This is a genomic window from Pinisolibacter sp. DMC19 (genome assembly GCF_056313985.1).
The window spans coordinates 92083-108040 of the sequence record NZ_JBQUZF010000006.1 but is presented as its reverse complement, the minus strand read 5'-3'; the positions used below and the strand labels follow the sequence as shown (position 1 = coordinate 108040).

15 protein-coding genes are annotated in these 15958 nt (G+C 70.3%); 8 read left to right on the top strand and 7 right to left on the bottom strand.

From position 1 onward, the window contains the following. Positions 1-2 precede the first annotated feature (2 nt). The 4 genes from ACT53U_RS15485 to ACT53U_RS15470 all read right to left on the bottom strand — a co-directional run bounded on the left by ACT53U_RS15485 (position 3) and on the right by ACT53U_RS15470 (position 3331). Positions 3-485: a cyclic nucleotide-binding domain-containing protein gene (locus ACT53U_RS15485; RefSeq protein ID WP_476156552.1), complete on the bottom strand. Its 483-nt coding sequence runs from the start codon at positions 483-485 to the stop codon at positions 3-5. Between the two features lie 26 nt (positions 486-511). Then, complete coding sequence (locus ACT53U_RS15480) at positions 512-1195, bottom strand: response regulator transcription factor (protein ID WP_476156548.1); 684 nt, start codon at positions 1193-1195, stop codon at positions 512-514. Between the two features lie 106 nt (positions 1196-1301). Beyond that, positions 1302-2207, bottom strand: a complete 906-nt coding sequence (locus tag ACT53U_RS15475) for a TrmH family RNA methyltransferase (protein WP_476156546.1) — start codon at positions 2205-2207, stop codon at positions 1302-1304. Continuing rightward, positions 2204-3331, bottom strand: coding sequence for a class I SAM-dependent methyltransferase (locus tag ACT53U_RS15470; protein ID WP_476156544.1), 1128 nt, complete (start codon positions 3329-3331; stop codon positions 2204-2206). Before ACT53U_RS15470 ends, ACT53U_RS15475 begins: the two co-directional genes overlap by 4 nt. 124 nt (positions 3332-3455) lie before the next feature. Between ACT53U_RS15470 and ACT53U_RS15465 the strand changes: the two genes are divergently transcribed. From ACT53U_RS15465 to ACT53U_RS15435, 7 genes are all read left to right on the top strand, one after another. After that, a complete protein-coding gene (locus ACT53U_RS15465; RefSeq protein WP_476156542.1) occupies positions 3456-3941 on the top strand; it encodes a GtrA family protein in 486 nt (161 codons plus the stop codon). Positions 3942-4013: 72 nt separating this feature from the next. Continuing rightward, complete coding sequence (locus tag ACT53U_RS15460; protein ID WP_476156540.1) at positions 4014-5159, top strand: DNA cytosine methyltransferase; 1146 nt, start codon at positions 4014-4016, stop codon at positions 5157-5159. Between the two features lie 5 nt (positions 5160-5164). Then, entirely contained in the window at positions 5165-5641 is a 477-nt protein-coding gene (locus ACT53U_RS15455) for a very short patch repair endonuclease (protein WP_476156537.1), read from the top strand. A 114-nt stretch (positions 5642-5755) separates the two neighbouring features. Then, positions 5756-6025, top strand: coding sequence for a 30S ribosomal protein S15 (rpsO, locus tag ACT53U_RS15450; RefSeq protein WP_476133974.1), 270 nt, complete (start codon positions 5756-5758; stop codon positions 6023-6025). Between the two features lie 372 nt (positions 6026-6397). Further along, positions 6398-8533, top strand: a complete 2136-nt coding sequence (gene pnp, locus ACT53U_RS15445; protein ID WP_476156535.1) for a polyribonucleotide nucleotidyltransferase — start codon at positions 6398-6400, stop codon at positions 8531-8533. Between the two features lie 157 nt (positions 8534-8690). Beyond that, positions 8691-9248, top strand: coding sequence for a cytochrome b (locus ACT53U_RS15440; protein ID WP_476156533.1), 558 nt, complete (start codon positions 8691-8693; stop codon positions 9246-9248). Between the two features lie 87 nt (positions 9249-9335). Further along, on the top strand, positions 9336-10283 hold the full coding sequence (locus tag ACT53U_RS15435; protein WP_476156530.1) for a Rossmann-fold NAD(P)-binding domain-containing protein: 948 nt from the start codon (positions 9336-9338) through the stop codon (positions 10281-10283). Between the two features lie 6 nt (positions 10284-10289). On the opposite strand, the gene ACT53U_RS15430 is transcribed toward ACT53U_RS15435, so the two are convergent. Then, complete coding sequence (locus tag ACT53U_RS15430) at positions 10290-11363, bottom strand: GNAT family N-acetyltransferase (RefSeq protein ID WP_476156528.1); 1074 nt, start codon at positions 11361-11363, stop codon at positions 10290-10292. 199 nt (positions 11364-11562) lie between these two features. Between ACT53U_RS15430 and ACT53U_RS15425 the strand changes: the two genes are divergently transcribed. Then, a complete protein-coding gene (locus ACT53U_RS15425; protein ID WP_476156526.1) occupies positions 11563-13809 on the top strand; it encodes a GumC family protein in 2247 nt (748 codons plus the stop codon). A gap of 23 nt (positions 13810-13832) precedes the next feature. Here ACT53U_RS15425 and ACT53U_RS15420 read toward each other — a convergent pair whose 3' ends face one another. Then, the gene (locus tag ACT53U_RS15420; protein ID WP_476156524.1) at positions 13833-14873 is read right to left on the bottom strand and encodes a glycoside hydrolase family 5 protein; all 1041 of its coding nucleotides are present in this window, start codon (positions 14871-14873) and stop codon (positions 13833-13835) included. Between the two features lie 40 nt (positions 14874-14913). After that, positions 14914-15705 carry a WecB/TagA/CpsF family glycosyltransferase gene (locus ACT53U_RS15415; protein ID WP_476156522.1) on the bottom strand — a complete coding sequence of 264 codons (792 nt, stop codon included), beginning with the start codon at positions 15703-15705 and terminating at the stop codon, positions 14914-14916. Between the last annotated feature and the right edge of the window lie 253 nt (positions 15706-15958).

The window sequence follows — 15958 nt, the reverse complement described above, 5'->3', positions numbered from 1 at the left end:
CGTCAGGCGCCCGGCGCGCGGTGGCCGTCGATGGCGCCGAAGGCTTCGCCGATGCGGCCGACCTGCGGGGCGAGGCCCTTCAGCCGGTCGGCGACGCGGTCCTTCAGCAGGACGGCGATCTCGGGATAGTTCTCGAGCATGCGGCGGAACAGCGCCCGGCGGATCGACAGCAGCCGCGTCGGCCCGACGGCGAAGCCGGAGAGCACGCGGCGGGTCTCGACGATCATCGCCATCTCGCCGATCAGGCTGCCGGCGCCGACGCGCTCGACCATGCGCGGCGGGCGGACGCTCTCGTCGATCAGGTCGACACGCCCCTCGAGCACCAGGATGCCGCCCTCGGCCGGATCGCCGGCGGAGAACACCCGGTCGCGGTCGATGTGCTCGCGCGGTTCGGCGGAGAAGGCGAGAAGCTTCATGGCTTCCGGCCCGATGCCCTGGAAGAAGGGCACCGAGGCGAGCAGGCGAATGTCGCGGTCGAGAGCCATGGCTTTGTCGACGACCTCCCGGTCGGTCAGGGTACGAGCTTGTAGCCGCCGGCTTCGGTGACGAGCAGCTCGGCGTTGGAGGGATCGCGCTCGATCTTCTGGCGCAGGCGGTAGATGTGGGTCTCGAGCGTGTGGGTGGTGACACCCGAATTGTAGCCCCAGACCTCGTGCAGCAGCACGTCGCGCGAGATCGCCTTGTCGCCGGCGCGATAGAGGAACTTGAGGATCGCCGTCTCCTTCTCGGTCAGGCGCACCTTGGAGCCGCGCTCGTCGACGAGAAGTTTGGAGGCGGGACGGAAGGTGTAGCGGTCGATGGTGAAGACCGCGTCCTCGGTCTGCTCGTGCTGCCTGAGATGCGCGCGGATGCGGGCGAGCAGCACGGCGAACTTGAAGGGCTTGGTGACGTAGTCGTTGGCGCCCGCCTCGAGGCCGAGGATGGTGTCGCTCTCGCCGTCGTGGCCGGTCAGCATGATGATCGGCGCCTTGAAGCCGCCCTTGCGCAGGAGCTTCACCGCCTCGCGGCCGTCCATCTCGGGCAGGCCGACGTCCATGATCAGCAGATCGACCGAATCGTTGCGCGCCGCCTGGATCGCCCGCGTGGCGCCTTCGACGGAGGTGGTCTCGAATTCCTCGTAGAGCGAAAGCTGTTCGACGAGCGCTTCGCGCAGGTCGGTGTCGTCGTCGCAGATCAGGATCCTTCGGGCCGTCATGGTCGGTCTTCTCTCGATCGCGCGCGTCGGCGCGCGACGCAGGTTTGAGCAGGAGATCACCCTTCGCGAAAGGGCGCAAGTCGGGCGCGGGCCGGGAGATCCGGGCTCAGAGGACGAGACGCGCGCGGCGGATCTCGTAGAGCATGACCGCCGTCGCCACAGCCAGATTGAGGCTGTCGGCGCGACCGGCCATCGGGATCTTGACGATGCCGTCGCAAGTCCCGACGTGGGCCTCCGGCAATCCCGACTGCTCGTTGCCCATCATGAGCACGCAGGTCTCCGGCCAATCGACCGAGCGGTAGTCCACCGCTCCCTCGAGATGGGTACCATAGGTCGGAATGTCCACCCCGCGCTTCCAGACGGCGAACTCTTCCAGGCTCGCGGCATAGAGCGGCACGTGGAAGAGCGAGCCCATGGTGGCGCGGACCGCCTCGAGCGCGAAGGGATCGGTCGTATCGCCCAGAAGGATCACGCCCTTCGCCCCGACCGAATCGACGGTGCGGATGATCGTGCCGAGATTGCCCGGGTCCTTGATGCCCTCGAGCGCCACCAGGACGCCCTCCGGCTTCGCCAGGTCCTCGAGCCGGCCGATCTTCTGGACGAAGGCGGCGACGACCATCTGCGGGTTGTCGCGGCGGCAGATCTTGGTCAGCACCTCGTCGGAGGTCTCGAGCACCAGCGCGCCGGCGGCCTTGGCGGCGGCGACGGCCTTCGCGACCAGCGGCTGGGACTTCACCCGGCTCGCATGGACCAGCGTGCGAATCGGCCAGCCCTCTTCCAGCGCATCGGTGACGAGCTTCAACCCTTCCGCGAGGAAGAGGCCGCTCTCGGCGCGCTCCTTCTTCATGTGGAGAGCGCGCAGCTCCTTCACCACCGGATTGGTCAGGCTGGTCACCTCCTTGACCGCGCCGGCGGAGGCGGCGGGCGCCTCCGGCGGGCGGGCGGGGCGGTTGTGGCCGGGGCGGCGATAGAGATCGCGCGAGGCATCGCGCGGCGGGTCGCGGCGGGTCATTCGGGGGCCTCCGGCGTCCAGCGCACGAAGAGCGAGGTGGCGAGCCGGCGGCGAACCGCGTTGCCCGGCGCTTCCGCCTCACGGATGAAGAGTTCGCCCGAGGCGAGGTGACCGCCACGGCCGGCGAAGGCCTCCGCCGCCAGTTCGTGGAACGAGGCGTAGGACGAGCGCATGGCATAGACGGTGAGGACGAGCGCCAGCGCGTCGTCGGAGAGGAGCCGGCGGCAGGAGCGCAGCATCTCCGGCAGGTGCTCGAACAGCTGCCAGACCTCGCCGTCGGGACCGCGGCCGTATTTCGGCGGGTCGAGCAGGATCACGTCGTAGCGGGCGCCGCGGCGGACGTCGCGGGCGACGAACTTGCCGGCGTCGTCGCAGATCCAGCGGATCGGCAGATGGTCGAGGCCGCTCTCGCCCTGGTTTTCACGCGCCCAGGCGATCGACTTCTTCGAGGCATCGACATGGGTCACCTCGGCGCCGGCGGAGGCCGCCACGAGGCTGGCGAGGCCGGTGTAGCCGAAGAGGTTCAGCACCTTGGGCTTGCGCCCCTGCGCCACGGCGCGGGCAATCGCGTCGCGCATCCAACCCCAGTGCGCCACCTGTTCGGGGAAGACGCCGGTGTGGCGGAAGGAGGTGAAGCGGCAGGAGAACTTCGCCGCCTCGAAGCGCATCGGCCAGGTCTCGGGCATGCGGCGAGCGAAACGCCAGCGGCCGGGGCCCTCTTCCTCGACGTCGCCGGTGAATTGGGCGTCGGCCGCCTCCCAGGTCGCCTCGGGCAGGCGCGGCGACCAGATCGCCTGTTCCTCGGGCCGCACGATGGTGACGTGGCCGTAGCGCTCGAGCTTGCGGCCGAAGCCGCTGTCGAGGAGGCGATAGTCGTCCCAGCCGTCGGTCTCGAGCATGCGGGCGGCGAGCGCGTCGCCGGTCGGGCGGCGGGTGGTGAAGATCTCGGGATCGACCGGCGGACGCGGCGCAGCCACGGGCTCGGCGCGCTCGCGCGCGGCGTCGGGGCGCGCGGCCTTCTCGGGGCGCTCGGGGCGGCGATCGGCCTTGGATCGGTCGATCGGCGGGCGATCCGCCGACGGGCGGGGGCCGCCATCTTTCGGGGGCTTGCGGGAACGGTCCATCTGCGATGTGTTGTCCGAAGCCTCGGCCCCGGTCAACCGCCGGGGTGGAGAAAATCGACCAGAACCGGGGTTCGCGCGTGCATCCGCCGCGCAACCGCCGCAATCCGACACGATCAACCGTCCCATGATCTCGCTGCCCGCCTCCATCCCGCCCGCGCTGCGCGCCCGTCTCGAGCGCATCCTCAAGTTCGCGATGACCGGCGGCATCGGCTTCGTCGTCGACGTCGGCGTGCTGACGATCCTCAACGCCGGGCTCGGCGTCGACCCCTACGTGGCGCGCGTCTTCGCCATCGCCGTCGCCATGATCACCACCTGGCTGATCAACCGGCGCTACACGTTCGAGGTCCACGACAAGGCGACCACCGCCCGCGAGCTCGCCGCCGAAGGCGGTCGCTACGGACTGGTCGCCGTCGGCGCGGCGCTCTTCAACTACGCGACCTATGCCGCGACGCTGTGGACGCTGACGACGCTCGGCCTCGGGCCGGAGCACATCCTGCCGCCGATCGCCGCCGTGGTCGGCTCGGGCCTGGCGATGTTCGTGTCGTGGTTCGGCTACTCCCGCTTCGCCTTCCGCCACGCCGACCCGCTGCCGCCGATCCGCGAAGGGTGAGAGCCGCGCCCTCCCCCGCTTGACGCCGCACCCGCCCCCCTCGAGGATGATCGCCGAATCGGGGATGGGCGAATGAAGGTCGCGGCACTCTTCGCCGGCATCGGAGGGCTCGAGAGCGGCCTTGCGGCGGCCGGCCACGAAGCGCAGGTCTTCTGCGAGGTCTGGCGTCCCGCCGCCCTCGTGCTGGCCGACCGTTTCCCCGACCGCGACGTGCTGCCCGACGTCCGCTCGGTCGAGAGCCTGCCGGCCCATGAACTCCTCACCGCCGGCTTTCCCTGTCAGGACCTGTCGCAGGCCGGCCGCACGCTGGGCCTCGCGGGCGCCAAGTCGAGCCTCGTCGATCACGTCTTCCGCCTGATGGACGTGGCGCGGCCCGAACACGTGCTGCTCGAGAACGTCTCCTTCATGCTGCGGCTCGACGGCGGCTCGGCGATGACGCGCCTCGTCGAGGCCTTCGAGGCGCGCGGCTGGCGCTGGGCCTATCGCACCGTCGACACGCTCGCCTTCCTGCCGCAGCGCCGCCGCCGCGTCTTCATGCTGGCGAGCCGGACGCTCGATCCGGCCGAGGTGCTCTTCGCCGACGAGGCCGCGCCGGTCGAGGTGGAGACGCGGATCGACACCCATGCCCACGGCTTCTACTGGACCGAAGGCATCCGCGGCCTCGGCTGGGGGCCGGACTGCGTGCCGACGCTGAAGAACGGCTCGTCGGTCGGCATCCCCTCGCCACCGGCGATCCTGATGCCCGACGGCGGCGTCGTCACGCCGGACATCCGCGACGCAGAACGGCTGCAGGGCTTTCCGGAAGGATGGACGCGGGCGGCGGAAGCGGCCGGTCTGTCGCGCTTCCGCTGGTCGCTGGTCGGCAATGCCGTGTCGGTGCCGGTGGCGCGCTGGATCGGCGAACGCCTCGCCGCGCCCGGAAGCCACGATACGGCCCGCGACCACGATCTTTCCGACGGCGCGCGCTGGCCGGATGCCGCGCGCTTCGACGGCACGCGGCGCCACGGCGTGGCGATCGGAGCGCATCCGGTCGCCGGCCGGCACGAGGGGCTCACCGCCTTCCTCCGCCACCCCGGCAAGCCCTTGTCGATCCGCGCGACCGCGGGCTTCCTCGACCGGCTGGGGCGGACGAAGCTGCGCCTGCCGCAGGGTTTCCGCGAATGCATCGCCGATCACCTCGCCCGCCTGACGGCGGTGGCGCCGCGGGCGGCGGAGTGAGGGCCATGACGGAGGTGTCGGCGAAGCCGGGACGTCCCCTCCCCCAGTCGCCGGAGCGCGCGCGCCTGCTCGCGCGCGTGAAACAGAAGAAGACGAAGCCGGAGGAGGCGATCGCGCGTGATTTGCGCGATCTCGGCATCGCCTATCGCCGCAACGTGAAGGGGCTCCCCGGTTCGCCCGACTTCGCCAACCGGCGGCGCGGCTTCGCGATCTTCGTCAACGGCTGCTTCTGGCACGCCCACACCGGCTGTCGGCGCGCCACCACGCCGAAGAACAACCGCGCCTTCTGGGTCGCCAAGTTCGCCGCCAACCGGGCGCGCGACGCTGCGGCGATCCGGGCGCTCCGACGGGCGGGGCTGCGGGTCGTGGTGATCTGGGAATGCGAGGTCGCGGAGGCGCGCGCCCGGCTCGCCCGGATCTTCGCCTGCGAGGGCGTCGACGGCGAGATCGCGCAGGAAGCGCAGGAAACCGCCATTGCGTGATTTCGTTGGCTTTCCGTCCCCGTTTCGTGCATAAGACCCGCGCAACCGACCCTGCTGGACGACATCCCGGCGGGGCCATGTCTGTTACTCGTCACCCGAAAGGATGATCACCCGATGTCGATCACGGCAGAACGCAAGCTCGAAGTCGTCAAGCAGTACGCGACCCACGAAGGCGACACCGGTTCGCCGGAAGTCCAGGTCGCGGTGCTCTCCGAGCGCATCGCCAACCTGACCGAGCACTTCAAGACCCACGCCAAGGACAACCATTCCCGTCGTGGCCTCCTGAAGATGGTCTCCTCGCGCCGCTCGCTCCTGGACTATCTCAAGGCCAAGGACGTCGCGCGCTACAAGTCCCTCATCGAGCGTCTCGGCCTGCGCCGCTGACGCCGGCGCGGGGGACGGCCCGGCCGACCCTCGCGATCGAGCGACGAATTTCCGGAGCGGCGCTCGCGCCGCTCGGTGGAAGATCTTCGGAGCGGCGTCAACGCCGCTCCGATCATTCCGGCGGATTTCCGCCGAGGTGTCTCCGGCCGCCCGAGTACGGGTTGGCGGCCCGAGGCTCGCGGACCATGGCAGGATCGCCGGGGGCTCGTCCCGCAATCGCCCGAGCCCCCCGCCGTCTTGCTCATGGTCCAAACGGACGAGGCCTCGCCCCGTCCGCCCCGAAACAGCCGACGCCCTTGCCCCCTCGTGGCGAGCACGGAGCGTCGCGACGCGGCATCGCGATACGCGCGAGGCCGCAAGGACCGAAGAGACATGTTCAACGTTCATCGCGAAGTCATCGATTGGGCCGGCCGCATGCTGGTGCTGGAGACCGGCAAGGTGGCGCGTCAGGCCGACGCCGCCGTCTTCGCCTCCTACGGCGAGACCACCGTGCTGGCGACCGTCGTCGCCGCCAAGGAGCCGAAGCCCGGTCAGGACTTCTTCCCGCTCACCGTCAACTACCAGGAAAAGGCCTTCGCGGCCGGCAAGATCCCGGGTGGCTACTTCAAACGCGAAGGCCGTCCGTCGGAGGCCGAGACGCTGACCTCGCGCCTGATCGACCGCCCGATCCGCCCGCTCTTCGTCGACGGCTTCAAGTGCGACACCCAGGTGATCGTCACCGTTCTCAGCCATGACCTCGAGAACGCCCCGGACGTCCTGGCGATGGTCGCGGCCTCGGCCGCTCTGACCCTCTCCGGCGTGCCCTTCATGGGCCCGATCGCCGCCGCCCGCGTCGGCTACATCGACGGCGAGTACGTGCTGAACCCGCAGATCGACGAGGAAGTCGAGAACAAGCTCGACCTCGTCGTCGCCGGCACCAACGACGCCGTGATGATGGTCGAATCGGAAGCCAAGGAGCTCTCCGAAGAGGTCATGCTCGGCGCCGTCATGTTCGGCCACGCCGGCTTCCAGCCGGTGATCGACGCGATCATCCGCCTCGCCGAGAAGGCCGCCAAGGAGCCGCGCGACTTCACGCCTCCGGATCTCTCCGAGATCGAGAAGGCCGTGCTCGAGATCGCCGAGGCCGACCTGCGCGAAGCCTACAAGATCACCGTCAAGCAGGAGCGCTACAAGGCCGTCGACGCCGCCAAGGCGAAGGTCATGGCCGCGCTGTTCCCGGCGGACGGTGAAGCCAAGTTCGACAAGGAGAAGGTCGCCGCGACCTTCAAGGAAGTCCAGGCCAAGATCGTGCGCTGGAACATCCTCGACACCGGCACCCGCATCGACGGCCGCGACCTGTCGACCGTCCGTCCGATCGTGGCGGAAGTCGGCGTCCTGCCGCGCACCCACGGCTCGGCGATCTTCACCCGCGGCGAGACCCAGGCGCTGGTCGTCGCCACGCTCGGCACCGGCGAGGACGAGCAGTTCGTCGACGCCCTGACCGGGACCTACAAGGAGAATTTCCTTCTCCACTACAACTTCCCCCCCTACTCGGTCGGCGAGACCGGCCGCATGGGTTCGCCCGGCCGTCGCGAGATCGGCCACGGCAAGCTCGCCTGGCGCGCCATCCATCCGGTCCTGCCGGTGAAGCACGACTTCCCCTACACGATCCGCGTCGTGTCGGAGATCACCGAGTCGAACGGCTCGTCGTCGATGGCCACCGTCTGCGGTTCGTCGCTCGCCCTGATGGACGCCGGCGTGCCGCTGAAGCAGCCGACCGCCGGTATCGCCATGGGTCTGATCAAGGAAGGCGAGCGCTTCGCCGTCCTGTCGGACATCCTCGGTGACGAGGATCACCTCGGCGACATGGACTTCAAGGTGGCCGGTACCGCCGACGGCGTGACCTCGCTGCAGATGGACATCAAGATCGCCGGCATCACCGAGGAGATCATGAAGGTCGCCCTCGCCCAGGCCAAGGACGGTCGCATCCACATCCTCAACGAGATGTCGAAGGCGATCACCGCGGCCCGTCCGGAGCTCGGCGAGCATGCCCCGCGCATCGAGACGCTGAAGATCCCCACCGACAAGATCCGTGAAGTGATCGGTTCGGGCGGCAAGGTCATCCGCGAGATCGTCGAGAAGACCGGCGCCAAGGTCGACATCCAGGACGACGGCACCGTCAAGGTCTCGTCCGCCGACCAGAAGAAGATCAAGGCCGCCATCAACTGGATCAAGTCCATCGCCGCCGAGCCGGAGGTGAACGCGATCTACGAAGGCACGGTCGTGAAGTGCATGGAATTCGGCGCCTTCGTGAACTTCTTCGGTTCGCGCGACGGCCTGGTGCACATCTCGCAGCTCGCGCCGCAGAAGGTCGCCAAGGTCACCGACGTGGTCAAGGAAGGCCAGAAGGTGTGGGTCAAGCTCCTCGGCTTCGACGAGCGCGGCAAGGTCCGTCTGTCGATGAAGATCGTCGACCAGGCGACCGGCCAGGAGATCAAGAAGGAAGAGGGCGAGAAGGCCGAAGGCTGATCGCTCCCCCTCCCTCGACGTTTCGAAGGGCGCCCCTCGGGGCGCCCTTCTTCGTTTCGGCAGCCCGAACGCGCCTTACGGCAAGCTGAAGAGCCCGGTCTGGTCGAAATCGGGCGCTCGAGGCACAAGGACGGGACCCCGAAACGAGGACCCCGACATGACTCCCCTGCGCTACGATCCCCTCACCCAGGCCCTGCATTGGATCATCGCCGTCGCCGTGGTGACGGCCTATGCCATCGGTCTCGTCCGCGAAGATCTGCCCAAGGGCGACTTCCGCAACTGGCTGCTCACCCTGCACATGTCGATCGGCCTCCTGGTCGCCGGCCTGTCGGTCGTGCGGATCGGCTGGCGTGCCGGCCGCGCCGCGCCGGCGCCGATCGCCGGATCGCCGCTCCTGCAGCTCGCCGCGCGCGCCGGCCATCTGGCACTCTATGTCGCGCTGCTCGCGGTTCCCGTGGTCGGCCTCCTCGCCGCCTGGATCAAGGGCCGAACGGTCGGCTTCTTCGGTCTGCCGCTGCCGTCGCCCTTCGCCGTCGACAAGCCCTTCGCCGAACAGCTCGAGCATCTGCACGGCTTCGTCGCCCATGCCATGCTGCTGCTCGCCGGCGCCCACGCGGCGATCGCGATCGTCCACCAGTTCCTGCTCAAGGACGGCACGCTCGCCCGCATGCTGCCCTTCCTCGATCCGGCGCCGAAGAACCAGCCGGCGAAGTGACGAGACGGGGGTCGGCGACCGGAAACGATCGCCGACCCCTCGACCGAATCCATTGCCGACCGGCCGCGTTTCCGCGATGGTCGGGACATGATCGAAACCGACACCCTCCCCCCGTTCCGCCTTCTCGTCCTCGGCTGGGGCTATTCCGCCCGCCACGGCGTCGCCTGCCTCGGCCACGACGTCGCATCGCTCGTCACCACCGCCCGCGAAGCCGAGAAGGTCGCGCGGCTGCGTGCCGAGGGCCTCGAGGTGATCGATCTCGCAGCATCCGACGCCGATGCCCGACTCGCGGAGGCCGCGGCGAGCGCCACCCACGTGCTCGCCTCGGCCGGGCCGAGCGAGGCGGGCGACCCGTTCCTGGCGCGCGTCGCCGACGGGCTCGCCGCAGGCGCGGCGGCGGGGACGCTCCGCTGGATCGGCTATCTCTCGACCGTCGGCGTCTACGGCAACACCGACGGCGGCTTCGTCGACGAGGCGACGGTGCCGGTACCGGCCTCCGAACGCACGCGCTGGCGCGTGGCGACGGAGAGCGCCTGGGCCGATCTCGGGCACCGGCTCGGCGTGGCGGTCGGCATCCTGCGGCTCGCCGGCATCTACGGGCCGGGGCGCAACGCCTTCGTCAATCTCGAGCGCGGCACGGCACGGCGAATCATCAAGCCGGGGCAGATGTTCAACCGCATCCATGTCGAGGACATCGGCCGGGCGATCGCCGCGGCGGCGCGGACGCGGCTCGACGGCGTCCTCAACGTCTCCGACGACGAACCGGCGCCGCCGCAGCTGCCGATCGAATTCGCCGCCCGGCTGATGGGCATCGAACCGCCGCCGGAAATCCCCTTCGAGACCGCCGAGTTCACGCCGATGGCGCGGACCTTCTGGGGCGAGAGCAAGCGGGTCGGCAACGCGCGCCTGCGCGGCCTCCTCGGCGATCTCGCGCATCCGACATACCGCGAGGGCCTCGCGTCGCTGTGGACCTCGGGCACGTGGCGCGGCAGTGCCCTCGACCAGGAAGACGCCAGCCCGCGCTTCCGCCGCTGAACCGGCTCAGCCCGCCGACCGATGGGCGGCGGCGCGACGGTGCGCCACCACGCGGCGGCGCCACCAGCCGGCGAGGCGGCCCTTGAGGGTGAAGGCGACGAAGAGATCGGCGAGCGGCCGATCCTCGGGCGCGAAGCCCGCCTTGTAGGCCTCGTCGCCGACGGTGAAGTCGAAGAGCGTCACGCCGTCGGCGCGCGCCGCGGCGATCAGATCCTCGATCATCACGAGACCGGGCGACCAGTTCTTCCACGCCGGATCGAAGGCGGTGGCGAGCAGTTGGAAGCTCTCGGCCGTGCGGGTGCCGAAGCCGGCGGCCAGCAACTGCCCGTCGAGGCGCAGCGTGGCGAGGCGGGCGATCGGGCTCGACGCGACGAGATGCCGCCAGAAGGTCTCGACCTCGGCGGGATCGCGGTCGCGGTTGGCCTCGGCGAAACGGGTGCGGCGCAGAGCGAGGAGCGCCTCGAACCCTGCGAGATCCTCCGCGGCGGCGGTGCAGCGGAAGACCAGTTCGCCCTTGTTCGCGAGCTTGCGACGCTTGCGCGCCAGCGAGCGACCGAGCGTGCCGTCGATCGTCCAGTCGGGCGCGAGCCGCACGACGTGGCCGGCGTTGAGCGAGGGGGTGACGATACCGATGCCGTGGCGGGGGTCGGCGAAGCCACCGAGGTCGCGCGGCAGCTTGTCGAAGACGACGAGATCGCAGGGCGGCAGCACCGCGACGACGCGGCGCCAGATCGCCGCGAGTGCCACCGGGTCGGCGGCGACGTCGGGCGCGAGAACGGCCGCGTTGTAGTCGGAGGCGCCGCGATCCCAGAAGCGCAGGATGCGGACGGAGGAGAAGACCTCGAGCGACAAGGGCAGGCGCGCCACGACCCGTCCGTCGCGACCGTCGCGCACTCCGACCCCGAAGAGCCGGGCATCGGGCGCCGCACCGAAGGTCGCCGCCCAGGCGGCGAGCCATTCGGGATGCTGGAAGGGGGTCGCCGCGACCGCCTCGGGGGCGTGGTCGAGCAGGGCGAGCGCCGCCGTGGCCCCTTCCACGATCGTCGCCTGCCAGTCGCCGTCGCTTCGATCGCCGTCCATCATCGCCTCGTCGCGCCGCCGGCATCGGCCGGAACCCCTCTTGGATGCACCGGAATGCCGTGAAGTCAATCAAGGATTAACCTCGTTTCTGTTTCATGGACACCGATCGCGACGCCGTCGCGACCGGTCGACGCGTGCCGCCTCGCCGAGGACGGCTCGACCCCGACCACCGACGGCGCCCACCCGCAAAGGCGAGACCATGGCTTCTCCGACCGCCGGCCCCATTCCCGCGACCACGGAGCCCGCCGGGGCCCGGACGTCTTCGACGTCGGCCGCCGCGCTGGGCTCGCACGTCCTGTCGCGGCTGAAGACGATCGTGAAGATCGCCGCCGTGGTCTTCCTCGTCGCCATCGCCGGTTGGGCGATCTGGCCGGCCAAGTACAAGGCGACGGCGCTCGTCGCCATCGACCCGCAGTCGCCGCGGATCTCGGGCGAGAAGGATCCGTCCTCGTCCAACGCCAACGAGGCGACCGTCGTCTCCTTCGCGGAAGTGGCGACCTCCGACAGCTTCCTGATCCCGCTCGCCCAGAAGCAGAACCTGATCGACGATCCGGAATATGCCGATGCTTCCGATCGCGGTCCGGCGGCGGTGGCGGCGGAGCTGCGTCGGAACCTCAAGGTGACGCGACGCGGCCTCTCCTACCTGATCGACATCTCCTTCTCCTCGAAGGACGCCGACAAGGCGGCGCGGATCGCCAACGCCATCGCCGCCGAGATCGTCGAGCGCCAGCAGTCGCTCCGGCGCGGCGCCAACTCCGGCATCTCCGACGCGCTGCGCTCGCGCCTCGCCGACCTGCGCGCCACCGTGCTCGCCTCCGAGAAGGCGGTCGCCGACTATCGTCAGGCGAACAACCTGCTCGACGTCTCGCCGGACGGCCGCGTCGGGCTGAAGCGGCTCAACTCGCTGACCGAGCAGGTCGGCCCGATCCGCGCCCGGCTCGAGGACGCCCGTGCCCGCTACGACAAGCTGCGCAAGGTCAAGGCGACGGAGGACATCGATCCGCAGATCTTCCGCTCCGACCGGCTGACCGAGCTGCAGACGCGGCTGGCCGAGGAGAAGCGGCTGTCGGCCGCCGCCGCCCTGACCTACGGCCCGCGCCACCCCAGCCTCGAGGCGGCCCAGGCGCGCATCGCCTCGATCGAGACGGCGATCAAGGCCGAACGCAACCGCATCGTCGAGCAGGCCAAGGCCGAGGTTGACGTGCTGACCGAGCAGAACGCCGCCTACGAGGCGGAGATCGCCAAGCGCACCCGCGAACAGCTGACGACCGACCAGAAGGAGGTCGTGCTGCAGGACCTGATGCGACAGGCCCAGGCCGATCGCCAGCTCTACGAACAGTTCCTCGGCCGCCAGAAGACCGCCCAGGAACAGGGCGACATCGGCCAGGCCGAAGCGGCCGTCGTCTCGACCGCCGCACCGCCGAGCACCACCAGTCGCCCGCCGCTGCCGATCATGGCGATCGCCGGCCTCGTCGGCGGTCTCGGCGCCGGCGTGCTGTGGGTGCTGTTCGGCGAACGCGCCCCGGCCACCCGCCGCGTGGAACCGGAGGCACCGCCGCCCGCCCCGGCCATCGAGACCGTCGAGACGCCGTCGCCCCCGCCGCCGGCTCCCGCCGCGCCCGCACCGGTCGTCGCGGTCGAAGCGGCGCCGATACCGCCCGTGCGCCCCGTCGAGGCTGTCGTTGCGCCGGTCGTCGAGACCGTGGCCGCGCCCGTCGCGCCGAAGCCCGTGCCGGTCGCCCCGGTGACCGAGCCGACGGTCGAGACGCGACCCGCCGTCGAGATGCCGGTCGCCGTCGCGACGCCCGTCGCACCCGAACCCGAACCCACGACACCCGTCGCCGTCGCTGCCGTCTCCCCGGCCCCCGCCGCAGAGGCCCCCGCGACCGCGGAACGCCGGTCGGCGCGGCGGGCCAGTGCCGTCGCGGGCGAGGCGGCCGATGCCGCGGCCCCCTCGGCGCGGCGCCACGATCCGACGCAGCGGCGTCGGCGCATGCTGCGTCTGCTTGAGGCGCGTGACGTGCCGCTCGTCGCCGACGTCCGGCGCGAGGATCTGGCGAGCGACGGCGAAGGCCTCGCCGCCTTCGCCACGACGCTCGCCGGCCATCTCGCCCGTTCGCCCGGCCTCGTGGTGTCGGTCGCCGGCACCGGCGACGCCGCACTCTGCGGCGATCTCGCCGACGCGCTCGCCGACGCGGTCGAGGCCGAGGGTCACACCGTGGCGGTGATCGAGGGCGAAGCCGCGCTCGCCGAACCGAGCGACGACGATCTGGTGATCGAGATCCTCGACGGCGATCACGACCCGCAGGAGGGCGAACATCCCTTCGTGCTGGTCGCGGTGGAGGCGACGCGGGCGGGCGAGGAGCGGCTCGAGCCGTTGCTGGCACTATGGAACGCCGACGCCGAGCGCGTCGTCGTCGCCGCCTTCGTCGGCGATCGTGCCTGAACGATCGACGAAGGCGCAATCCGTCAGGGGCTGGGGCGCGGCCGACCGGGGGTCGGGGCGCGGCAGGTCTGCGGGTTCGCCGGTCCGGTCAGCGCGGCGATCAACCAGTCGTTCCAGCGGCCGGTGACCTCGTCCATCAGGGCGAAGTCGTTGGTGAGCTGCCAGTAGCTCCACGAGAAGCCGCGCGCCTCGGCGGCGCGGGCCACGCGATACGTCCAGCAGAAGCGCGAACGGGCGTCGCCGCGCTCGTAGGCGCCGAATTCGCCGATCAGCACCGGCCGCTTCTCCACCTTGGCCCAGGCGCGGATGGTGTCGAAGTCGCGCTCCAGCCGGGCGATCTCGTCCGCGGTGCCCCATTCGACGCCGGTCGCGTCCTTCAGGTTCGTCCAGGGCGCGCCCTGGTGGGTGAAGGCGAAGGGCTCGTAATAGTGAACGCCGACGATCAGGTTGCGATCGTCGGGCGGCAACGACAGCTTGTCGAGCGCGGTGAAGTGGTTGGAGGACGACGGCCCGATCACCACCCGCCGCGTCGGGTTCTTCGCCCGGACGATCCTGAGCGCCATGTCGGCGAGCCGGTTCCAGGTGACGGCATCGACGGCGCCGTCGGGCTCGTTGAGGATCTCGAAGACGACGCGGTCGTCGTAGTCGGCGAGCCGCGCGCCGAGCGTCGTCCAGGTCGCCGCCAGTCGCCGCTCGCACAGCAGGCTGTCCTTGGCGCAGGCGAAGGATTCGTGGACGTCGACGATCACCTGCAGCCGGGCGGCGAGCGCCGTGTCGATCAGGCTCCGCAGCACGCCGATCCAGCGGTCGGTCGGGTGCCCGTTCGCGTCGAGATCGGCGAAGGGGCGGGTGGCGAAGCGGACGTGATCGAAACCCAGCGCCTTCAGCCGCGGAAAGGTCGCGAGGTCGAAGCGGGTGCCGTCGCCGGCGGTGAAGATGCCGTCGGACTGGAACAGGTTGACGCCGCGCCCGAGATCCTCGGCGGCGGCGGCCGGCGTGACGGCGAGGAGGATGAAGAGGGCGGCACGGCGCCCGATCGCGGCAAGGGTCTCGGCACGCGGCATGGCGGCGGCTCCGTCGGATCGATCCCGCGATCCGACACGTTCAGCCGCTGCGCGTCAACAGCAGTCTGACCGCGGTGAAGTTGGTGTCGAGATAGCGCAGGCCGAGACGGCGCGGCTCGAGCATCGCCCGCCAGGCCCATTCCAGGCCGACCTTCTGCAGGAAGAGCGGCGCCCGCGAGCGCTTGCCGGCGAGGAAGTCGAACAGGCCGCCGGCGGTCTTGATCACGCCGACCGAGGTCAGCCGGTCGAGATTGCGCAGCACGAAGTGCTGTTCGCGTGGCACGCCCATGCCGACCCACAGGATGTCCGGGGCGGCGGCATTGATCGCCTCGACCACCGCGGTCTCCTCGGCCTCGGAGAAATAGCCGTCGCGGCCGGAGATCTCCGGTACGTCGGGATAGAGCCGACGCAGATTGGCGACCGCGGTCGCGTTGACCTCGGCGGTGGCGCCGAGCAGGAAGGAGCGGATGCCGGCCTGCGGCGCGATCGTCATGACGTCGTGGATGAGATCGGTCGTCGCGACGCGCTCGGGCAGCGGCGTGGCGCAGAACAGGCGCGAGGCGAAGACCATCGGCATGCCGTCGGCATGGATGACGTCGGCGGCGAGGAACAGCGCGCGGACGTCAGGCTCGCGATCGCACAGCGCCAGCACCTGGCCGTTGGCGGAGGTGACGAAGGGCGGGCGGCCGCCACGGCCGCGGCGCGCGAGGGCGAGATCGCAGAGGCGTCGCGCGGCGGTCGCGCGATCGGTGACGGCGATCGGCAACCCGCCGATCGTCGCGATCGCACGTGCCTGGTCGACGACCGGTGTTCCGTTGGCAGACGACGACAAATGGTGCTCCCGTGAACGCTGCCGCGCAGTCGGCGAACGTTCTATCTACGACCGTGTCCTATAGTCGCATTTCGTTTCGATTTCGTCTCGCCGCGCAATGATCGAGCAACTTTTCGATCGATACGATTTGTTGGTTTTTTTCATCGCATGCTTCCGTGCGCTCGTCGACATCGCGTTGAACGGGTTGCGATCTTGCGTTATCGATCGGGATGCGCGAAGGCGAAGGGACGAGTCGGTCGGACGACGTGTCGGA